The 19306-nt window shown below is 73.9% G+C and carries 22 protein-coding genes and 3 tRNA genes; 3 read left to right on the plus strand and 22 right to left on the minus strand.

Going from position 1 to position 19306, the window contains the following annotated elements; genetic code table 11:
• Positions 1 to 34: 34 nt before the first annotated feature.
• From AES38_RS13415 to AES38_RS13450, 8 genes are all read right to left on the minus strand, one after another.
• Positions 35 to 973, minus strand: coding sequence for a TolB family protein (locus tag AES38_RS13415; RefSeq protein ID WP_053775388.1), 939 nt, complete (start codon positions 971 to 973; stop codon positions 35 to 37).
• Positions 970 to 2013, minus strand: coding sequence for a sugar phosphate isomerase/epimerase family protein (locus AES38_RS13420; protein WP_053775389.1), 1044 nt, complete (start codon positions 2011 to 2013; stop codon positions 970 to 972). The genes AES38_RS13415 and AES38_RS13420 overlap by 4 nt, the downstream gene beginning before the upstream one ends.
• A 101-nt stretch (positions 2014 to 2114) precedes the next feature.
• Positions 2115 to 2909: an ABC transporter permease gene (locus AES38_RS13425; RefSeq protein WP_053775390.1), complete on the minus strand. Its 795-nt coding sequence runs from the start codon at positions 2907 to 2909 to the stop codon at positions 2115 to 2117.
• On the minus strand, positions 2896 to 3861 hold the full coding sequence (locus AES38_RS13430) for an ABC transporter ATP-binding protein (protein WP_053775391.1): 966 nt from the start codon (positions 3859 to 3861) through the stop codon (positions 2896 to 2898). Before AES38_RS13430 ends, AES38_RS13425 begins: the two co-directional genes overlap by 14 nt.
• Complete coding sequence (locus tag AES38_RS13435; RefSeq protein ID WP_053775392.1) at positions 3854 to 4816, minus strand: SagB/ThcOx family dehydrogenase; 963 nt, start codon at positions 4814 to 4816, stop codon at positions 3854 to 3856. The genes AES38_RS13430 and AES38_RS13435 overlap by 8 nt, the downstream gene beginning before the upstream one ends.
• A gap of 46 nt (positions 4817 to 4862) precedes the next feature.
• Positions 4863 to 6134: a YcaO-like family protein gene (locus AES38_RS13440; protein ID WP_244629184.1), complete on the minus strand. Its 1272-nt coding sequence runs from the start codon at positions 6132 to 6134 to the stop codon at positions 4863 to 4865.
• A complete protein-coding gene (locus tag AES38_RS13445) occupies positions 6122 to 7036 on the minus strand; it encodes a TOMM precursor leader peptide-binding protein (protein WP_053775393.1) in 915 nt (304 codons plus the stop codon). The genes AES38_RS13440 and AES38_RS13445 overlap by 13 nt, the downstream gene beginning before the upstream one ends.
• A 10-nt stretch (positions 7037 to 7046) precedes the next feature.
• Positions 7047 to 7268 (minus strand): hypothetical protein, encoded by a 222-nt coding sequence (locus AES38_RS13450; protein ID WP_053775394.1) that lies wholly within the window; start codon positions 7266 to 7268, stop codon positions 7047 to 7049.
• Positions 7269 to 7441: 173 nt separating this feature from the next.
• Between AES38_RS13450 and AES38_RS13455 the strand changes: the two genes are divergently transcribed.
• Positions 7442 to 8104 (plus strand): YqaJ viral recombinase family protein, encoded by a 663-nt coding sequence (locus AES38_RS13455; RefSeq protein WP_053775824.1) that lies wholly within the window; start codon positions 7442 to 7444, stop codon positions 8102 to 8104.
• A 27-nt stretch (positions 8105 to 8131) separates the two neighbouring features.
• On the opposite strand, the gene AES38_RS13460 is transcribed toward AES38_RS13455, so the two are convergent.
• The gene (locus tag AES38_RS13460; protein ID WP_053775395.1) at positions 8132 to 8713 is read right to left on the minus strand and encodes an AAA family ATPase; all 582 of its coding nucleotides are present in this window, start codon (positions 8711 to 8713) and stop codon (positions 8132 to 8134) included.
• 149 nt (positions 8714 to 8862) lie between these two features.
• Between AES38_RS13460 and AES38_RS13465 the strand changes: the two genes are divergently transcribed.
• Positions 8863 to 9915, plus strand: a complete 1053-nt coding sequence (locus AES38_RS13465; protein ID WP_371259385.1) for an NADP-dependent oxidoreductase — start codon at positions 8863 to 8865, stop codon at positions 9913 to 9915.
• Between the two features lie 15 nt (positions 9916 to 9930).
• Here AES38_RS13465 and AES38_RS13470 read toward each other — a convergent pair whose 3' ends face one another.
• The 6 genes from AES38_RS13470 to AES38_RS13495 form a co-directional block, all read right to left on the minus strand.
• Positions 9931 to 10518: a GNAT family N-acetyltransferase gene (locus AES38_RS13470; protein ID WP_053775396.1), complete on the minus strand. Its 588-nt coding sequence runs from the start codon at positions 10516 to 10518 to the stop codon at positions 9931 to 9933.
• Between the two features lie 148 nt (positions 10519 to 10666).
• On the minus strand, positions 10667 to 11353 hold the full coding sequence (gene rplA, locus AES38_RS13475) for a 50S ribosomal protein L1 (protein ID WP_053775397.1): 687 nt from the start codon (positions 11351 to 11353) through the stop codon (positions 10667 to 10669).
• A 102-nt stretch (positions 11354 to 11455) separates the two neighbouring features.
• Positions 11456 to 11887: a 50S ribosomal protein L11 gene (gene rplK / locus AES38_RS13480; protein ID WP_012039476.1), complete on the minus strand. Its 432-nt coding sequence runs from the start codon at positions 11885 to 11887 to the stop codon at positions 11456 to 11458.
• Between the two features lie 53 nt (positions 11888 to 11940).
• Positions 11941 to 12981: a transcription termination/antitermination protein NusG gene (gene nusG / locus AES38_RS13485; protein WP_053775398.1), complete on the minus strand. Its 1041-nt coding sequence runs from the start codon at positions 12979 to 12981 to the stop codon at positions 11941 to 11943.
• A gap of 195 nt (positions 12982 to 13176) precedes the next feature.
• On the minus strand, positions 13177 to 13449 hold the full coding sequence (secE, locus tag AES38_RS13490; RefSeq protein ID WP_053775399.1) for a preprotein translocase subunit SecE: 273 nt from the start codon (positions 13447 to 13449) through the stop codon (positions 13177 to 13179).
• A gap of 86 nt (positions 13450 to 13535) precedes the next feature.
• A tRNA-Trp gene (locus tag AES38_RS13495) sits at positions 13536 to 13608 on the minus strand.
• A 190-nt stretch (positions 13609 to 13798) separates the two neighbouring features.
• Here AES38_RS13495 and AES38_RS13500 point away from each other — a divergent pair.
• Entirely contained in the window at positions 13799 to 15016 is a 1218-nt protein-coding gene (locus AES38_RS13500) for a pyridoxal phosphate-dependent aminotransferase (protein WP_053775400.1), read from the plus strand.
• Between the two features lie 33 nt (positions 15017 to 15049).
• Here AES38_RS13500 and AES38_RS13505 read toward each other — a convergent pair whose 3' ends face one another.
• The 7 genes from AES38_RS13505 to AES38_RS13540 all read right to left on the minus strand — a co-directional run bounded on the left by AES38_RS13505 (position 15050) and on the right by AES38_RS13540 (position 19272).
• Entirely contained in the window at positions 15050 to 16204 is a 1155-nt protein-coding gene (locus AES38_RS13505) for a UDP-N-acetylmuramate dehydrogenase (protein ID WP_053775401.1), read from the minus strand.
• 7 nt (positions 16205 to 16211) lie between these two features.
• Complete coding sequence (locus AES38_RS13510) at positions 16212 to 16658, minus strand: MaoC family dehydratase (RefSeq protein ID WP_081001907.1); 447 nt, start codon at positions 16656 to 16658, stop codon at positions 16212 to 16214.
• Positions 16655 to 17104: an FAS1-like dehydratase domain-containing protein gene (locus AES38_RS13515; protein ID WP_053775402.1), complete on the minus strand. Its 450-nt coding sequence runs from the start codon at positions 17102 to 17104 to the stop codon at positions 16655 to 16657. The genes AES38_RS13510 and AES38_RS13515 overlap by 4 nt, the downstream gene beginning before the upstream one ends.
• 576 nt (positions 17105 to 17680) lie before the next feature.
• Entirely contained in the window at positions 17681 to 17881 is a 201-nt protein-coding gene (locus AES38_RS13525) for a hypothetical protein (protein WP_053775403.1), read from the minus strand.
• A 158-nt stretch (positions 17882 to 18039) separates the two neighbouring features.
• Positions 18040 to 18113: transfer RNA gene (locus AES38_RS13530), tRNA-Met, on the minus strand.
• A gap of 38 nt (positions 18114 to 18151) precedes the next feature.
• Positions 18152 to 18223 (minus strand) — tRNA-Thr (locus tag AES38_RS13535).
• 110 nt (positions 18224 to 18333) lie between these two features.
• On the minus strand, positions 18334 to 19272 hold the full coding sequence (locus AES38_RS13540; protein ID WP_053775404.1) for an aldo/keto reductase: 939 nt from the start codon (positions 19270 to 19272) through the stop codon (positions 18334 to 18336).
• Positions 19273 to 19306 lie beyond the last annotated feature (34 nt).

A 19306-nucleotide genomic window follows, 5' to 3' on the forward strand; every position in this document is an offset into this window, starting at 1 on the left:
CCGGTCGCCCTCCTGGCGGGCCGACCGGCCGGCGTCAGGTCAGGCTCGGCGCCTCGAAGGGGTACGCGACGTAGGCGAACCGGCGGGAGTCCGGCGCCCAGCTCGTGACGTTGATGGTGCCCTGGCCACCGGGGAACGACGCGAGGTCGCGCGTGCGGTGGCTCTGCCGGTCGATGACGCGGAGGATCACGTCGCGGTCGGCCGGGTGCCCGAGCGTGCCGGGCGGGAAGGACAGGTACACGATGTGCTCGCCGTCGGGCGACGGGTGCGGGAACCAGTTGACGCGCTCGTCCGAGGTGAACTGGTGGGTGTCGGTGCCGTCGACGCGCATCGTGAAGAGCTGCGCGTGGCCCGGCAGGTCGGATCCGCGCTCCGAGTTGAAGTAGAGCCAGCCGCCGTCGGGCGAGAACTCGGCGCCGTCGTCGGGGAAGCCGTCGTCGGTGAGCTGCGTGGTGGGGCCGCCGTCGACGGGCACGAGGTGGATGTTGGTGGTCCACTCGCCGCGCGCGTCGAGCTGGCCGCCGATCACGCTGAGCGTCGAGCCGTCGGGCGAGACGCCGTGGAGGTAGTTCTTGAAGCCGAGCGCCGGATCCCGGTCGGCGGTGATGCGCCGGCCCTCGCCGCCCGCGCCGTCGTTCCAGAGGACGCTGTAGAGGTGGCCGTCGCGGCCCGAGACGTACACGTGCGCGCCGTCGGGCGACATGACGTGGTCGTTGTTGATGGGCGGGACGCCGCCGAGGTCGACCGCCTGGAAGTCGGCCGCGGGCTCGGGGAGGTCCGGATCCGGCTCCTCGGCGAGAGGCGCGGGCAGCCGCCAGAGGCCGCCCTCCGCGTTCACGACCAGCCAGCGGCCGTCGGGCGTCCAGTTCGGCGCCTCGATGTGCAGCACGGCCGACTCGGCGACCATGCGCTCGACGCCCGTCTCCACGTCGACGACGAGGAGACGGGCGAGCTGGCCGTCGCGCAGCGTCACGCGGCCGGGCCGGCGGGCGCGTCGTCCCGGTTGTTGGCGAAGGCCGAGTCGAACAGGCTGTCGGGCGTCGGCCAGAGGAGGGAGCGCACCTGCGCGAGGGCGTCGGGGGCGCCGTGGAGTCGGTCCATCCCCGCATCCTCCCACTCGACCGAGACCGGGCCGTCGTAGCCGATGCTGCGGAGGGCGCGGAAGGCGCGCTCGAACGGCACGTCGCCGTGCCCGACCGAGACGAAGTCCCAGCCGCGGCGCGGGTTGCCCCAGCCGAGGTGCGACCCGAGCCGGCCGCCGCGACCGTCGGACGTGCTCACCTTCGTGTCCTTGGCGTGCACGTGGTAGATGCGGTCGGCGAAGTCGAGGAGGAAGCCCACGGGGTCGATGTCCTGCCACATCATGTGGCTCGGATCCCAGTTGAGGCCGAAGCCGGGGCGGTGCCCGATGGCCTCCAGCGTGCGGCGGGTGGTCCAGTAGTCGTAGGCGATCTCGCTCGGGTGCACCTCGAGCGCGTACCGCACGCCCTCGTCGTCGAACACGTCGATGATCGGGTTCCAGCGGTCGGCGAAGTCCTGGTACCCGGCGTCGATGACCGACTCGGGCACGGGCGGGAACATGGCGACGTACGGCCAGATGCGGGATCCGGTGAAGCCCGTGACGCGCGTGACCCCGAGCCCGGCGGCCGCCTTCGCGGTGAGCTTCAGCTCCTCGGCGGCGCGCTGGCGGACGCCCTCCGCCTGGCCGTCGCCCCACACCTTGGAGCGGAGGATCGCCTGGTGGCGGAAGTCGATCGGGTCGTCGCACACGGCCTGGCCGGTGAGGTGCTGCGAGAGCGCGTGCACCTGGAGGCCGTGGCGCTCGAGGATCTCGCGACGGCCGCGCAGGTACTCGGGGTCCTCGGCCGCGCGCCACACGTCGAGGTGCTCGGCGGAGCAGGCGATCTCGAGGGCGTCGAACCCCCAGCCGCTCGCGAGCCGGGCCACCTCCTCCAGCGGCAGGTCGGCCCACTGGCCGGTGAAGAGCGCTACGGGGTTGGTGATCTGGGGCATGGTTCCCTCTCGTCGACGGTGACGGGTGACGGTGCGGCGGCCCGGTGACGGCGCGCGGGATCCACGCTACACACCGGGCCGCGGCCTCTCACGGGTCCGCGTCAGCGAAAGTTCGCCGACTGCGTGCGCTGGTAACCCGCCAGGGTGATGCCGCCGAGCAGGACCGCCCACGCCGCGAGGATCACCAGCGGGAGGCTCATGACCGCGGCGTCCTGACGGGCAGCCGCGCTCGTGAGCGTGCTCCACGCGCCCGTCGGCAGCAGCACCGTGAGGGACTCCCACGGGGTGCCGCTCGTGTCGCCGCCCGTGAACAGGCCGCCCGCGAACGAGAGCGGCAGGTACACGAGGTTGGCGAGGCCGAGCGCGCCGCGGGCGGGGAACCAGTAGCCCATCGCGAGCCCGAGCAGCGCCATGGGCACGGCGCCGGCCAGCACGGCGAGCGCGACGGCGCCGAGGGTCACCGCGTCGGCCCGCACCCCGCCGGCGGTGATGCCGACGAGGGCGACGGGGATCACGAAGACCACCCCGAACACGCACGCGACCGTGAGCTTGGCCGCCAGCCGGATCCACGCGGGCACCGGCGCCGTGAACAGCCACCGCTCCCACGGCGACTCGCGCGCGGATGCGACGCCCACGCCGAACTGGAACGTCACCGTCCCGAGCACCGAGAACAGCACGTAGCCGAGCAGGACGCCGAGCCGGGCGCTCGGCGACCCACCCTGCGGCAGCCCGACCACCGCGTAGATGAGCACGGGGTACGCGAGCAGCGGCAGCACGAAGGCGGGCATGCGGGCGTTCTGGGCGAGCTCGCTGACGACGTGGGCGCGGTAGATCGCCAGCCGACGACGGGCCGGGGATCGCGCGGGAGGGGCGGCGTGCAGGTCAGCGCTGGTCATCGGCGGGGCTCCTCGGGTGCGGTGGGGCGGTCGGGTCGGGGAGGGCGGATCCCGCGCCGCCCGCGAGCACGCGCTCGACGATCTCGCCGAGGCCGGGCTCCGTGACGGTGAGCTCGGGCTCGGAGACGCCGGCGAGCACCAGACCCGCGAGGGCGTCGGAGCGGTCGGTGTCGATGATCCAGCGCACCCGCTCGCCGGGGAGCGGCTCGGCGAGCTGCTCGGGCCGGGCGCCGCAGGGCAGGAACGGGCGGGCCTCGTGCGGGGTCGCGTGGAACGCGACGCGGCGGACGCCGGCCAGCCCGCGGAAGTCGGCCGCCGTCCAGTGGCCGACGACGCACCCGTGGTCGAGGCAGACGACGGTGTCGGCGAGCGCGGCGACCTCCTCCATGTCGTGGGACGCGAGGAGGACGGTGCGCCCGGAGTCGCGGACCGCGGCGATGGCGTCGCGCACCGCCGCGCGGCCCGGGATGTCGAGCGCGGCGGACGGCTCGTCGAGCACCACGACGGGCGTGCCCGCGCCGACCACGCAGGCGAGCGCGACCCGGCGCCGCTCGCCGCCGCTGAGCCCGCCGGTCTGGCGCGACGCGAGGCGGTCGAGGTCGAAGCGGTCGACGGCGGCGGCCGGCGTGAGCGCGCCGGCGTGCGGCACCAGCGCGAGGGCCAGCACCTCGCGCACCGTGAGGTACTCGGGGAACGCGAGCGCCTGCGGCATCACCGCGACCAGCGCCGCCGTGGGGCCGCCCCGCCGCACGTCGTGGCCCAGCACGCGCGCCCGTCCGGCGTCGGGGCGGCGGGTCGCGGTGAGCACGTCGATGGCCGTGGTCTTGCCGGATCCGTTCGGCCCGAGCAGCGCGTGCACGAGCCCCGGCGCGAGCGAGAAGGACGCGGCGTCGAGGGCGCGCGTGCGCCCGAAGGTGCGGGTGATCCCCTCGAGCTCCACCGCGTCAGTCATGCGACGCCTCCTCCTCGGCGAACCGGCGGGCACCCGGATCCGCCCCGCCGAACGAGATCGCGTAGAGGGACGACTGCGTCACCCCGTCGAGCCCGAGCACCGCGTCGAGCTCGTGGTCGACGAAGCCGACCCAGCCGAGCACCGGCAGCCCCAGCGCGGTCGCGACGAGGAGCGCGTTCTGCCCCACGTGCCCCGCCTCGAGCAGGGTGAGCCGGTAGCCGCGCAGCCCGTACTTGCAGCGCGAGCGCTCGAAGCTGCCCGTGATGACCACCGTGACCGCCGCCGTCTCCGGGATCGGCGCCATGAGCGACGGCGCCGCCCGGCGGAAGCGCGCCAGCCGCGACGCCCGCTCGAGCCCGGACACGTCGACGAGCGTCTCCTCCAGCGGGTCGAGCTGGTGGATCCCCGGCTCGAGCCCCGTGACGGACCGTGCGACCACGTGCAGGTCGAGCGGGTACAGCCCGCCGCCCGAGGGCACGTACCGCCCCGGCGTGCCGTCGCCGCGCGGGCCGTACGCGAGGCGCAGCACCGTCGCGAGCTCGGCCAGGTCGACCGGACGCCCGAGCGTGCGCGGCTCCGCCGACCGGCGCGCGGCCAGCGTCGCGCCCAGCTCGTGCCGCAGCGGCAGCGCGCGCGGCAGGGGCGTCGCCGGGAGCAGCCGCGGCGCGGAGGTGGCGCCTCCCGGCCCGGCGTCCGCCTTGCCCTGCGCCTCCTGCGCCATCTGGTGCGCGTACCGCACGTCGGTCCAGCCGGGGTGGGTGATGCGCGTGATCTTCGACGCCTCGTGGAAGTCCTCCGCGGGGTCGCCCGCCGGGCGGTCCACCGCGCCTCCGACGCTGTAGATGGGGCCGACGCTGCCGAGGGAGCGCGCGGGCGCGGCACGATCCGCGGGCGCGGACGGGTCGCGCTGCCCGCCCACCCGGTCGGCGGCGGCGTCGGTCTCGATGGTGCTCATGGGATCCTCCTGGTGCGGCGGGCGGGGGGACGGGCGGTGCCGGCCGTCACGGGAACGGGTGCGGGGTGGGGACGAGGTCCTCCGGCCCGGCGAGCGCGGGCCCGTCGCGCCAGAGCCGGTACAGGCGCGGGTGCCCGAGGAACCGCGCGGCGTGCACCACGTCGAGCGCCACGAGGTCCGGGCTCAGCGCGCGCACCACGTGGAAGCCGGCGGCGCGCACCTCGGGCGCGGTGATGTCGGCGAGCAGCACGTCGATCCCCTCGCGGTCGAGCCCCTGGACCACCTCCCCCCAGCTGGCCGGGCCGCCGACGGCCGCGACCCGCTCGTCCGAGGCGTCGAGCGCAGCCGTGAGCGGGCGCGCCGACGGGCGGCAGTGCAGCCGGATGTGGTCCTCGAACTCGACCACGTCCGCCGGCTCGATCATCGGCTCGGCCAGCAGCCGCAGGCACCAGTTGTGCGTGTGCAGCGCCTCGCGGACCGCGTTGAGGACGGCCCGGTCGAGCCGGAAGTCGGCCGCGCAGCCGACCGCGACCCCGATCCGGTCGCTCCGCATGACCGCGAGCAGCACGGGCACGTCGGCCGCGGCGTCGAGCACGCGCACGGTGAACGACGCCTCGTACCGGCCGCACAGCTCCTCCAGGCGCTCGAGCTCGCGGAGGGTCGCGGCGGTCAGCCGCGGGCTGGCGCGCCAGTCGAAGGCCGGGGGCGTGGATCCGCGGAGCCACGCGCGCTGGAACGCGTCCCGCTCGATGAGCTCGAGCACCGCGCGCCCGGCGGCGAACCCGAAGTGCGGCCCCGCCGCGACCCCCGACGAGGTCGCCGGCTCCACGTGCGGCTCGCGGTGCCCGTCCGCCCGATGCGGGTCGTCGAACACCACCATCTGCGCGGGCACGTGCACCGCCTCGCCCCGGTGCAGCGAGCGGGCCGGCATCCACGTGAGGAGGTCGCCCTGCCGGGCGCGCTCGTAGTGGAAGGACGGATCGTCGAGCTGCGTCGGGTGGAAGCGCTGGAAGGCCTCCGGCGCCACCTGGCGGACGTCGGCACCGAGGGGTGCGCGGAAGCCGCCGGGCGCGCCCGCCAGGGACATGCGCTCGACCGCCTCGCCGATGCAGGAGCGGCGGGCCTCCATCCGCGAGCCGCCCGGCCCCATGCTGAAGCGCTCGGAGTCCGTGCCGGTGAGGAACCCCGTGTCCGCCGAGCGCCCCGAGTAGAGCGCGTCCGGGATGGCGTCGGGCGTGAACGCCATGGGGTGCGCGTGCTCCACGAGCCCCGTGTACGGGCTGACGACGCCCGGGCCGCCGCGGCTCACGCGCGCCACGGCGAGACGATGCCCGCGTAGGGGCGGGGGCCGCACGTGCCGCAGCGGGCGACGCGGTACACGGCGTGCGCCTCCGCCTCCATCACCTTGGGCTCGACCACGAGCACCGTGCTGGCGACGAGCCAGTCGTGGGCGTGGATCCACCGGGCGGCGTAGCGGGCGGCGAACCCGGCGGCGATGGCGTCGAGGCTGGGGTCGCGCGGCACGACGGCGACCGCGTCGGCCGCCGCGGCGTGATCCGCGGCGAACGGCGTGGTCGACGCCCAGCGCAGCGCGACGCACTCGAGGCACGGCCCCTCCCCGGGCACGACCACCGGCCCGACGAGCTGGAACCGGCCGTCGAACGGGTGCACGGGGAGCCACGCGCGCCCGGCGGCGTGCATGCGCGCGCCGACGTCGCGGAGGACGGACCGGGATCCGGCCGCGATGACGAGGTCGGCGTCGGCCTCGTCGCCGAGCTCCGCCGAGGGCAGCGCCTCCGCGAGGCCCGTGAGGAGCGACGGGATCATGTCGCCCACGAGCGCGACCCGGGCGGGCGTCGCGGGATCGACGACGGGCCCGAGCCCGGTGCGGTCGCCGCCGTTGCGGCGCGCCTCGTCGAGGACGTGCGCGAGCTCGTCGGGCACGGATCCCGCGGAGCCGTCGGTCGGCGCGCCGACCACGACGTCGCGCAGCACGAGCTCATCGACCAGGCGCGCGACGGCGTCGGCATGCGAGGGGAAGGCCCGCTCGAGGTCGGCGCGGGTGAAGGGACGGGAGAGGAGCTGCGACACCGCGGTGACGGCGTCGCCCGAGGGCAGCTGCAGGGAGACCAGCTCGCGACCCCCGAGGAGGTGGAGGGTGTCCTCCACCTCCCCGAGGGCGTAGCGGGGACTCACCGAGTACGTGGTCGACGGGTCCATGCGCGGGCGATCAGCGAGGCTGCTGCCGGCCGCCGCCGCTCGACGAGCACGTCGTGCTGCAGCACAGGGTGACGTCGCCCATCACGAGCTCCTCCTCCGCGCCGCGGTGCGTGATGGTGAAGCCGAAGGCCTCCGCCAGCAGCGCGTCGGACGCGTCGTCGGCTCCGGGCGCGGACCCGGGTGCGGTGGTGGTCGACGGAGCCTGGGCCGCCGTCTCCATGAGCAGTGACATTGCCGTTCCTTCCTCTCAGGTGGGTGGGACGACGCCTTTCTAGTACGATCCTCCGTGCCCTGGGCGGATACGATATGCCTGTTGACAAGCGGCTCCCGGGGCAGCATGATCCGCCCGCGTCGCGGCGTCCCGCGTCGGATCCGGCGCGTACCCTGGAGCCCGTGACGGACGAGATGCTGGCCTTCCCCTGGGAGGACGACCTCGCCCCCGCGGCCCCCGCGCCGCCTCCTCCCCCGCCGCACCTGACGCGGATCGTCGCCCACTCGTCGGACCGGGTCGCCTGGCTCCGCGCGCGGAGCTTCGGGATCACCGCCACCGACGTCGCGCGCCTCGCGACCGACGCCTCGCTGCAGGCCGTCGCCATCGAGAAGCTCCACGGATCCGGCTTCGGCGGCAACCGCTACACCGACCACGGGCGGGAGCGGGAGCCCGAGATCGCGCGCTGGGTCGAGGCCGAGCACGGCATCGTCCCGAGCGCGCACCTGTTCCACGCGGAGGGCCAGCGCCGCCACCTCGCGACCCCCGACGGCGTGGGCCTCCGCGCCGACGGCCGGCTCGAGCTCGCCGAGATCAAGACCACCGCGAAGCCCTGGCGGAGCATCCCGCGCAACTACCTGCGGCAGATCTGGTGGCAGCAGTACGTGCTGGGCGCCGAGCGCTCGCTCATCGTGTGGGAGCAGCACGTCGACTTCGTGCCGGTGCACGACATCCCGAAGTGGAAGTGGATCGACCGCGACGAGGCCGAGATCGCGGCGCTCGTGGCGCGCGCGAACGACCTCATCGCGCTGATCGTGCGCATGGCCAACGCGCCGGCGGGAGCCCGCGGGCTGGCCTGAGCCGCGGACGCGCCGGCCCCGCCGTCCTCAGCGGACGTGCCCGATCCGCAGCCGCATCCGCTCCGCCGCGCGCCGCCACGGCCCCGTCGGATCCGGCCCGATCCGCACGCCCGCCACCAGCGCGACCGCCTCCACCACCTGCGCGTGCGTCAGCCCGTCCGTGTCCACGTGGTCGGCGAACCGCGGCCCCTGCAGCGCGGCGGTCCGCGGGAGCTGCGCGGCCGCCCAGCCGTCCGGCCCCTCGAGCCGCGTGCGCAGGCGCCGGAGCACCGTCGCCTCGGACGCGAGGAGCGTCACGTGCCGCACGTCGTGCCCCGCCTCGCGGAGCGCGCCGAGGATCCGCGCGTGCCGCCCCTCGTCCACGAGCGCCATCGGCACGATCACGTCGCCCGGGTGCCGCGCGAGGAGGTCGAGCAGGATCCCCGTCACGGTCGGCTCCCACCACGGCGTGTCCTGGAAGTCCCCGCGGAGCGCGCGCGGCTGCATCCGGTGGATCCCGAAGCCCACCTCCTCCGGGTCCGCCACGACCGATCCCGGCAGTCGCCGCCGGAGCGACGCGGCGGCCTGGGTCTTGCCGACGCCGAAGGTCCCGTTGAGACAGATGAGCACCCGCGAGCCTGCCAGCCGCGGGCCCCCGCCGCATTCTTCTCGCCCGGGGAACACCGCGGAAACACGCCCGACTCACACGCCGACTTCACTGGAGGAGCGGGGGCGCGAGGGGATCCACCACGCCGCCGCGTCCGAGGAGGGGTCGCACGATGAGCCAGGTCATCCAGTCCAGAGCCGGCGTCGCCGCCCAGGCCCAGCGGGATCGGGCGGCCGCGGCCGTCGCGCTCGCGCCGCACGGCGCGACCATGCGCGCGGTCGTGGTCACGGAGACGGGCGGGCCGGAGGTGCTGCACGTGGCGGACGTGCCGGTGCCGCACCGCCAGGACTCGGAGGTGCTCGTGAAGGTCGTCGCGGCGGGCGTCAACCCCATCGACCTGCGGCTCCGCGCAGGCGAGCCCGGCGGGCCGACGCTCGGCAGCCTGCCCGCGGTGCTCGGCCGCGACTTCAGCGGCGTCGTCGTCGAGTCGCCCTACGAGGACCACGCGCTGCATCCGGGCGACGAGGTGTTCGGCCTCGCGATGGTGCCGCGGATGCCCGGCAGCTACGCCCCCTACATCGCCGTCCCCAGCGTCAGCCTCGCCCGGAAGCCCGCCCGGCTCTCGCACGTCGAGGCCGCGGCGACGCCCGTGAGCGCCCTCACCGCGTGGGGCATGGTGGTCGACATCGGCCGGGCGCACGAGGGCCAGGTCGTGCTGGTGCACGCGGCCGCCGGCGGCGTCGGCCACTTCGCGGTCCAGTTCGCGCGGCACTTCGGCGCCCGCGTGATCGCGACCGGCTCGCCCCGCAACGTCGACTGGCTGGCGGAGCTCGGCGCCGACGAGGTCATCGACCGCACGCAGGGGCGCTTCGAGGACGTGCTCGCCGACGTCGACGTGGTGATCGACCTGGTCGGCAACTGCACCGACGACACCGGCACCCGCTCCCTGAGGGTGCTCCGGCCGGGCGGTCTGCTGGTGAGCTCGCCCACGCGCGGCTGGCCGACGCTCGTGCAGGACGCCGCCGCCGTGGGCGTGCGCGCCACGCACTACGAGGTCGCGCCCGAGGGCCAGACGCTCTCCGTCATCTCCCGGCTGCTCGAGTCGGGGGACATCCGGGTCTACGTCGACGAGGTGTTCGACCTGGAGGACGCGGCCGAGGCGCACCGCCACATGGAGAGCGGCCACGCCCGCGGCAAGGTCGTGCTCAACGTCGCGCGGGGCTGAGCCGCGGGCGGACGATCAGCCCTCCGCCTGCTCGGCGAGCGGCCGCTCCATCACGTGGTCCGTCTCCACGGCGTCCGAGAGCCGGAACGACCGCGTGCCCACGATGCGGAAGCCGCTGCGCTCGTAGAAGCGGATGGCGCGCGCGTTGTGCTCGTTGACGCCGAGCCAGATGCCCGCGTCCGCGTCCCGTCCCGCCTCCCCCGCCAGCCCGCGGGCGATGCGCAGGGTCTCCGCCATGAGGGGCCGTGCGACCCCGACGCCGTGCGAGCCCGCCTCCACGTACACCTTGCTCAGCTCGATGACGGGCACGAGCCGCAGCGCACCCGCCACGTCGGGATCCGCGGGCGGCGCCGCCACGACCATGGTGTAGCCGACCGCGCGCCCGTCGACCTCGGCGAGCACGACCCGGTGCGCGGGATCCTCGAGGTGCGCCCGGAAGCGCGCCGGCGACAGGACCGTGCGGATGTGCTCCGCGATCGCCTCGGCCGTCGTGGACGGCGGGCACGCGAGGGCGAAGGTGCGGGCGGCGACGGCGGCCACCTCGTCGGCGTCGGCGGGCGTCGCGACGCGGAAGGACGGGACGGTGGGATCGGGGGTGCTCACCCGACGAGCCTAGGCACGCGCGCGCCCCGGATACGACGGAAGGGCCCGCCGAGCCATGCGTCCACCCCCCCCGGATACGACGGAAGGGCCCGCCGAGGCGGGCCCTTCCTGTCCTGCATGTCGTGCGTGCGCTCGTCGCGCGGTGGGGCTAGATGGAGTTGACGTCCACCGGGATGCCGGGGCCGAAGGTCGTGGAGACCGTGGCCTTCTGCACGTAGCGGCCCTTGGAGGAGGACGGCTTGAGGCGGACGATCTCCTCGAGCGCGGCGCCGACGTTCTCGGAGAGCTGCTCGGGCGAGAAGCTCGCCTTGCCGACCACGAAGTGGACGTTGGCGTGCTTGTCGACGCGGAACTCGATCTTGCCGCCCTTGATGTCGGACACCGCGCGCGCGACGTCCGGGGTGACCGTGCCGGTCTTCGGGTTGGGCATGAGGCCGCGCGGGCCGAGCACCTTGCCGAGACGACCGACCTTGCCCATGAGCTCGGGCGTCGAGACGGCGGAGTCGAACGACGTGTAGCCGCCCGCCACCTTCTCGATGAGCTCGTCGCCGCCGACCTCGTCGGCTCCGGCGGCGATGGCCGCCTCGGCCGCGGGGCCCGTCGCGAAGACGATGACGCGAGCGGTCTTGCCGGTACCGTGAGGAAGGATGACGGTGCCGCGGACCATCTGGTCTGCCTTGCGGGGGTCGACGCCGAGCTTGAGCGCGACCTCGACGGTGCTGTCGAACTTGCTGGATCCGGTCTCGCGCGCGAGCTCGACGGCCTCGGCGGCGGTGTACGCCTTCGTCGCGTCGATCTTCTCGGCTGCGGCCCGGTAGGCCTTTGACTTCGCCATTCGTGTCTCCTGTTTCGAGAGTGCGGTGGATGTGAGCCTGGCTGGCTCTCCCGCGTGTTGCTGGGAGCGGATCCCGGACGGGCTCCGCGGGGGTGGTGGAGGCTAGGCCTCGACCGTGATGCCCATGGAGCGGGCGGTGCCGGCGATGATCTTCGCCGCGGCGTCGATGTCGTTGGCGTTGAGGTCGGCCTGCTTCTGCTCGGCGATCTCGCGGACCTGGTCCATCGTGAGCTTCGCGACCTTGACCGTGTGCGGCGTGCCCGAGCCCTTGGCGACTCCGGCGGCCTTCTTGATGAGCTCCGCAGCCGGGGGCGTCTTGAGGATGAACGTGAACGTCCGGTCCTCGTAGACGGTGATCTCGACGGGGATGACGTTCCCGCGCTGAGCCTCGGTCTGGGCGTTGTACGCCTTGCAGAACTCCATGATGTTGACGCCGTGCTGGCCCAGCGCCGGCCCGATGGGCGGTGCGGGGTTGGCGGCGCCGGCCTTGATCTGCAGCTTGATCAGACCCGTGACCTTCTTCTTCGGTGCCATTTCTCTTCCTTCTTCTTGATTGCTAGATCGAGCGGGCCGCGCGGCCCGACCGCCTAGAGCTTGGTGACCTGGTCGAAGCTGAGCTCGACCGGGGTCTCGCGCTCGAACAGGGAGACGAGGACCGTGAGCTTGCCGCTCTCGGGCTTGATCTCGCTGATGGAGCCGGGGAGGCCCGCGAACGAGCCCTCCTTGATCGTGATGGTCTCGCCGATCTCGAAGTCGACCTCGGCCGCGACGACGCGCTGGGCCTGTCCGCCGCCCTTGGTGGGCTGGCCCTTGACCTGCGCCACCTCCTTGATCTCGACGAGGCTCTTCAGCATGGAGAAGGCCTCCTCGAAGCGGAGGGGCGTGGGGTTGTGGGCGTTGCCCACGAAGCCCGTGACGCCGGGGGTGTGGCGGACGACCGACCAGCTGTCCTCGTTGAGGCTCATGCGCACCAGCACGTAGCCGGGGATGCGCACGCGGTTGACCATCTTGCGCTGGCCGTTCTTGATCTCGACGACGTCCTCCATCGGGACCTCGATCTGGTAGATGTCGTCCTCCATGTTGAGCGACACCATGCGGTTCTCGATGTTGCTCTTCACGCGGCGCTCGAAGCCCGCGTAGGAGTGGATGACGTACCACTTGCCCGGCTTGGAGCGGAGCTCCTTGCGGAAGTCCTCGTAGGGGTCGACGTCGGGGTCGCCCTCGGCGGACGCGTCCTCGTCGGGCACCAGGTCGGCCTCGGCCTGGGCGACGTCCTCGGCGGTGGCGGGCGTGACGTCGGCGGGCTCCAGCGCCTCCTCGGCGGCCTCCTCCTCGGCCTCGTCGTCGGTCGCCTCGACGGCGGCCTCGGCCTCGTCGGCGGAGTCGATGTCGAGCGCGTCCTCGACGATGGCGTCGGCCTCGGGGTCCTCGACGGACTCCATCGCGTCGAGCGCGGCGGTCAGGTCGGTCTCGACCGAGTCGCCCTCGACGTGCAGGGCGGTGTGCTCCGCCGCGTCCGAGCTCTCCTCGGAGGACTCGATGGCGTGGCCCTCCTGGACCTCGTCCACCTCGGAGGACTGCTCCGCCGCGGGGGCGAGGTCGACGTCGTCGCGCTTGCTCTCAGCCAATGGATCTACTTCCCTCGTTCTTCGTCGTGCGTTGCCGTGTGCGTGCCGTGCTGATCCGGGCGCCGGGCCGCGTGGACGCGGACCCGTCGGGATCCGCCGCGCTCCGGCCGTCCGTGCTCCGCGGCGCATCGGATCCGTGGATCCCGTGCGCAGCCCGCCGTCCGGCCCGTGCCGCCTCCGGAGGAGGCCCTGGTGCTAGGCGCCGTTGCCGAACACCACGATGGCGAGGTACCCGAACAGCTGGTCGAGGAGCGAGACGATCACCATCATGACGATGACGAAGGCCAGCACCACTCCCGTGAACGTGAGCAGCTCCTTGCGGGTGGGCGTGACCACCTTCTTGAGCTCCTGCACGACCTGCTTGATGAAGAGCACCAGCCGGGCGAAGGGGTTGCGTCGTGCGTCCCGCTGCTCGCGAGCGTGCGCGACGATCTCCTCGCTCGGCTCGTCGACGATCTTCCGCGCCACGCGTGGGTCCCTTCCTGCATTGCTCGGCTGCGCCCGGAGTTCGGGCCAGCCGCGATGTCACGCGCCCGGGGACCCGTTCCATCTAGCAGGGCGGACAGGACTCGAACCTGCAACCTGCGGTTTTGGAGACCGCTGCTCTACCAATTGAGCCACCACCCTCTGCGTCGACCACCGCCTGCCCCTGCGCCCTCCGGCCGTGCGAGCACGGGGGGAAGAAGGCGCGGAATAGCATGGCGGAGATACCGACCCGGACGAGTGTACCAGCATCCGCGCCCGCCCGGTCGGGCCGGTCGCCGAAGCCCCTGCGCGGGCCCGCGTGGCGCCCCGCGCGGATCCCTATGCTCGGGGCATGGCCGAACCGCAGAGCACCGTCCCCCTCAGCCGCGTCTCCACCCGCATCGGATCCATCGCCGAGTCCGCGACCCTCAAGGTCGACGGCAAGGCCAAGGCCCTGCAGGCCGCCGGGCGCCCCGTCATCAGCTTCGCCGCGGGCGAGCCCGACTTCCCGACGCCCGACTACGTCGTCGAGGCCGCGGTCGAGGCGGCGCGCGATCCCCGCAACCACCGCTACACCGCGGCCGCCGGCCTCCCCGACCTGCGCGAGGCCATCGCCGAGAGGACGCGCACGTCCTCGGGCCTCGACGTCGGCATCGACCGGATCATCGTCACCAACGGCGGCAAGCAGGCCGTCTACCAGGCGTTCCAGACGCTGCTCGACCAGGGCGACGAGGTCCTCGTGCCCACGCCCTACTGGACCACCTACCCCGAGGCCATCCGCCTCGCGGGCGGCGTGCCCGTCGACGTCTTCGCGGGCGCCGACCAGGGCTACCTCGTCACCGTCGAGCAGCTCGAGGCCGCGTGGACCCCGCGCACCAAGGTGCTGCTGTTCGTCTCCCCCTCGAACCCCACCGGCGCCGTGTACTCGCGCGAGCAGACCCGCGAGATCGGCGAGTGGGCCGAGGCGAAGGGCCTCTGGGTCATCAGCGACGAGATCTACCAGGACCTCGTCTACGACGGCGCGGAGGCCGCGAGCATCGTCGACGTGGTGCCGGCGCTGGCCGACCGCACGATCCTCGTCAACGGCGTCGCCAAGACGTACGCCATGACCGGCTGGCGCGTGGGGTGGATGGTCGGCCCGGCCGACGCCATCACGGCCGCGGGCAACCTGCAGTCGCACCTCTCCTCCAACGTCTCCAACGTCTCGCAGCGCGCGGCCATCGCGGCGCTGCGCGGACCGCGCGACACCGTCGACCGGATGCGCGAGGCCTTCGACCGCCGCCGCCGCACGATCGTGGCCGAGCTCGACGCCATCCCCGGCTTCGTCACGCCCACGCCGCAGGGAGCGTTCTACGTCTACCCCGACGTGACCGGCCTCTTCGGCCGCGACATCGACGGCGTCACGCCGACCACGTCGCTCGAGGTGGCCGACGTGCTCCTGGAGAAGGCGGAGATCGCCGCGGTCCCCGGCGAGGCGTTCGGCCCGAGCGGCTTCCTGCGCTTCAGCTACGCGCTCGGCGACGAGGCGCTGCTCGAGGGCGTGCGCCGGATCCGCGACCTGCTGGCCTGATCCGCCGCCCGGCCCCGGCTGGCCGGCCCGCTCCTAGAGGGAGAGGCCGACCAGCACGGGCTCGGGCTGCAGGATCACGCCGTGCTCGCTCATCACGCGGCCCTGCACGTAGCGCGCGAGGGCGGCGACGTCCTCGGCGGTCGCGGTGCCGCGGTTGGTGAGCGCGAGCGTGTGCTTCGAGGAGACGGCCGCGCCGGATCCCGGCAGCCGGAAGCCGCGACGCACCCCGGAGTGCTCGATGAGCCACGCGGCGCTGAGCTTCACGCCCGCGGGCTCGCGGCGGCGGCGCGCGGCGGCCTCCCGCTCGATCGCCTCGGCCACCTCCCACTGGTCGCCGAGCGGCACGACGAGGTCCTCGGGCGGATCCTCCTGCGGCCAGCGCGGGGCGTCGGCCGGCAGCGTGCGCGCGAACGCGGCGCTGACGATGGGGTTGGTGAAGAAGGACCCCGCGCTCCAGGTGTCGTGGTCCGCGTCGTCGAGCACCATGCCCTTGGACCCGCGCAGCGCGAGCACGGTCTCGCGCACCCGGGCGACGGGCACGCGGTCGCCGAGCTCCACGCCGAGCGCGCCGGCGAGCTGCGGGTAGGCGACCGGCAGGCCGAGCGCGTCGGGCCCCTCGCCGCGGGTGAGCGCGAAGTCGACCGACAGCACGACGCCGACGCGACCGCGCTTGAGGGCCGAGGTGCGATAGCCGAGGCCGAGGTCGGCGGCCGTCAGGCGCTCCACCTCCCCCGTCTCGTAGTCGAGGAACTCGACGCCCTCGAGGACGTCGGCGACCTCCTGGCCGTACGCCCCGATGTTCTGCACGGGCGACGCTCCGGTGGATCCGGGGATGCCCGAGAGCGCCTCCAGGCCGGCCAGCCCGTCGGCCACGGTGCGCGCGACGAGCGCGTCCCACGGCTCGCCGGCCTGCACGCGCACGAGGACGGTGCCGTCGGCGCGCGCGTCGCCCACCTCGACGCCGCGGGTCGCGATGCGGATGACGGTGCCCTCGACGCCCGCGTCGGAGATGAGCGAGTTGGAGCCGCCGCCGAGGACCATCCAGTCCTCCCCCACGGCCCAGAGGCCGGTGAGGGTGTCGACGAGCTCGTCGCGCGCGCTCACGGTCACGAGCTCCTCGGCGGGCCCGCCGACGCGCAGCGTCGTGAGGTCGGCGAGCGGGGCGTCGCGGTGGGTCTCGATCGTCACGGGGGCCCTACGCCAGCCGGACCTGCGCCTGCGCGCGGCCGAGGACGGTCTTGCCGTCGACGGACACGGCGAGGTCGACGCGGACCGTGCCGGCCTCGGCGTCGATCGCCCCGACCTTGGCGACGATCGTCAGCTCCTGGCCGTCGGCCGGATCCACGACCACGGGCCGCGTGAACCGCACGCCGTAGGAGACGATGCGCGAGGGATCCCCCGCCCAGTCGGCGACGGGCTGCACGGCCTGGCCCATGGTGAGCATGCCGTGCGCGAGCACGCCCGGCAGCCCCACCGACGCGGCCACGTCGTCGCGGTAGTGGATGGGGTTGAAGTCGCCCGAGGCGCCCGCGTAGCGGACGAGCGAGTCGCGCGTGAGGCGGATCGAGCGCTCGGCGACGACGTCGCCCACGGCGAGGTCGGCGAGCACCGGCACGGCGCCGGCCGCGGCTGCGGCGCTCACGCGTCGTCCCCGCGGACCACGAGGGTGGAGACGGCGGTCACCACGTGCGCGCCGGAGGCGTCGACCATCGCGGACTCGGCCGTCACCATCGCGTTGCCGCCGAGCGAGGCGACCTTCGTGACGGTGAGCGTGGCGGTGAGCTCGTCGCCCGCGACCACGGGCCGCGAGTACGTGAAGGCCTGGTCGCCGTGGACGACGCGGCTGAAGTCGATGCCCGCGTCCGGCTCCGCGAGCAGCTGCGCGAGGGTCGCCTCCTGCACGACCACGGGGAACGTGCTCGGCGCGACCACGTCGGCGTGGCCCGCGGCGCGCGCCGCCTCGGGGTCGAGGTGGACGGGGTGGGTGGCGCCGACGGCGCGGGCGAACTCGCGCACCTTCTCGCGTCCCACCAGGTACGGGGCGGCGGCGGGGAGCACGCGGCCCTGGATCTCTGCATTCACTGGCACCGGTCGATCCTACGCGGCGGGCCCGCGGGACCCCGGGCGCCGACCGCGCGGCAACGCCAGAGCCCCGGCCCCCACTTCTCGTGGGGACCGGGGCCCGGGTTCGCGATGCCGCTCGTGCGGCGTCAGATGCCTACTGGCAGGAGTCGCACTGCAGGAGCTCCATGGGGTCGACGGGGATCGCGTAGCCGCCGACGGTGTCGTTGTTGTCGTAGTCCATGGGTGCCTCCCGTTGTGTCGTGTCGGGAGCCGCCGGTGCGGCTCCTCAGGTCTCGTGGCTCTCGCCCCGATGGCCTCCGGATCCGCGTCTTCGCGAGGATCCGGTGTGCTCGGCCACCCGGTGGGGCGGTGAGGTTCTCCACTATATAACCCGAACTACAGACCTGTCATTCCACTACATCTAGTGGTTCGGCGTGTCGCGGCGGCTTCCGCGTCGTCATGCGGATCCGGCCGCCCGGACCGCCGCTCGGCTCCGTGGAGGACGGGCGTGTCGCGCGGAGACGGGGGCGTCCGGACGCGCGGAGGGCCGCCGCGATCGCGTCGCGTCGGCCCTCGTGCGCTCGGTGCGCGGGATGCGGATCAGGACTCGCGCGCCTCGCGCGCCTCCTTCTCCTCCTCCGACTCGCTCGCGGTGTAGTCGCCGCCGGCGGGGGCCTCGCGGCGCTCCTCGTCGTGCGCGTCGGGGACGGGGTTGCCCTGGGTCTTGTAGAGCACGTCGTCGTGCTCGGCGCCCGAGGCGTGGTCGTGGTTCGCGTGGTCCGTGGACTCGTGGTGGGTCATGCCCGGAGGCTACGCCGTGGCGGAGGGCGCCGGAAGGCCGGGCGCCGCGGGAGGACATGCGGCCGGCGGATGCGCGGGCAGGGGAAAGGCCCCGGAACCTGGCGAGAGGTGTCCGGGGCCTATCGAGGAGGACGGACCCCGAGGGATCCGCGCTTCCGTAGCGGGAGCGGGACTTGAACCCGCGACACCACGATTATGAGCCGTGTGCTCTAACCACCTGAGCTACCCCGCCATGACCCTCGACGCCGACCGTGGCCGGCCGAGGGATCGAGCCCCCAGTGAGGATTGAACTCACTACCTCTTCCTTACCAAGGAAGTGCTCTACCAATGAGCTATGGGGGCGTGCCCGGGCGCGTCGGAGACGCGCTGGAACCATACGACGATAGCAGGTCCGGGACCGCCCGCGAGACGCGTGACGGCCCCGGACCGGGGCACGGCCGGACGGCGCGGGCTCAGACCGCGGAGAGGTCCCGGATCTCGTCGGCCGTCAGCTCGAGCTCCACGGAGGCGAGGAGGTCGGGCAGCTGCGTGAGGTCGCGCGCGCTGGCGATGGGCGCGGTGACCGACGGCTGGGCTCGGAGCCAGGCCAGCGAGACCGTCGTGACGGAGACGCCGTGCGCCTCGGCGACGCGGTCGAGCACCTCGAGGAGGGCGCGGCCGTGGTCGTCGTGGTACTTGGACGCGGTGCCGGCGCGGGGGCTGTCGACGTCGCCGCCGCGGTACTTGCCCGTGAGGAAGCCGCTGGCGAGGCTCGAGTACGGGGCGGAGGCGATGCCCTCGCGCACCAGGAGGTCGGTGAGCCCGCCCTCGTAGGCGCCGCGCTCGACGAGGTTGTAGCGGTTCTGCAGCACCTCGAAGCGGGCGATCCCCTCGCGGGCGGAGACGTCGAGCGCGGCCTGCAGGCGCTCGGCGGTGAAGTTGGAGGCGCCGATCGCGCGGACCTTGCCCTCCGTCACGAGCTCGGCGAGCGCGGTGACGGTCTCCTCGATCGGGGTCTCCTGGTCGTCCACGTGCGCGTAGTAGAGGTCGATCGCGTCGACGCCCAGGCGGCGGAGGCTGGCCTCGACGCCGCGACGCACGCTGTCGCGCGACGTGCCCTTCGCGGCCTCGTGGGCGCCGACCTTGGTCGCGATGACGAGGTCGTCGGGGCGCCCGCGCGCGGCGAGCCAGCGGCCGATGATCTCCTCGGACTCGCCGCCGGAGTTGCCGGGCTTCCACGCGGAGTAGACGTCGGCGGTGTCGACGAAGTTGCCGCCGGCCTCGACGTAGGCGTCGAGCAGCTGGAACGAGGTCGCCTCGTCGGCGGTCCAGCCGAAGACGTTGCCGCCGAAGGACAGGGGGAACACGTCCAGGCCGCTGGATCCGAGGGGCACGCGTGCGGGGTCCGTCATTGCTGATCTCCTTCGTCCGGTGGCGGCCGCCGTG

The organism is Clavibacter capsici, assembly GCF_001280205.1.
Lineage (GTDB): Bacteria > Actinomycetota > Actinomycetes > Actinomycetales > Microbacteriaceae > Clavibacter > Clavibacter capsici.

Bases quoted from the DNA above. Each gene is read 5' to 3' on its own strand.
- AES38_RS13420 (WP_053775389.1), bottom strand. From the start codon at position 2,013: ATGCCCCAGATCACCAACCCCGTAGCGCTCTTCACCGGCCAGTGGGCC.
- AES38_RS13425 (WP_053775390.1), bottom strand. From the start codon at position 2,909: ATGACCAGCGCTGACCTGCACGCCGCCCCTCCCGCGCGATCCCCGGCC.
- AES38_RS13430 (WP_053775391.1), bottom strand. From the start codon at position 3,861: ATGACTGACGCGGTGGAGCTCGAGGGGATCACCCGCACCTTCGGGCGC.
- AES38_RS13435 (WP_053775392.1), bottom strand. From the start codon at position 4,816: ATGAGCACCATCGAGACCGACGCCGCCGCCGACCGGGTGGGCGGGCAG.
- AES38_RS13445 (WP_053775393.1), bottom strand. From the start codon at position 7,036: ATGGACCCGTCGACCACGTACTCGGTGAGTCCCCGCTACGCCCTCGGG.
- AES38_RS13450 (WP_053775394.1), bottom strand. From the start codon at position 7,268: ATGTCACTGCTCATGGAGACGGCGGCCCAGGCTCCGTCGACCACCACC.
- AES38_RS13455 (WP_053775824.1), top strand. From the start codon at position 7,442: ATGCTGGCCTTCCCCTGGGAGGACGACCTCGCCCCCGCGGCCCCCGCG.
- AES38_RS13465 (WP_371259385.1), top strand. From the start codon at position 8,863: ATGAGCCAGGTCATCCAGTCCAGAGCCGGCGTCGCCGCCCAGGCCCAG.
- rplA (WP_053775397.1), bottom strand. From the start codon at position 11,353: ATGGCGAAGTCAAAGGCCTACCGGGCCGCAGCCGAGAAGATCGACGCG.
- rplK (WP_012039476.1), bottom strand. From the start codon at position 11,887: ATGGCACCGAAGAAGAAGGTCACGGGTCTGATCAAGCTGCAGATCAAG.
- AES38_RS13500 (WP_053775400.1), top strand. From the start codon at position 13,799: ATGGCCGAACCGCAGAGCACCGTCCCCCTCAGCCGCGTCTCCACCCGC.
- AES38_RS13525 (WP_053775403.1), bottom strand. From the start codon at position 17,881: ATGACCCACCACGAGTCCACGGACCACGCGAACCACGACCACGCCTCG.
- AES38_RS13540 (WP_053775404.1), bottom strand. From the start codon at position 19,272: ATGACGGACCCCGCACGCGTGCCCCTCGGATCCAGCGGCCTGGACGTG.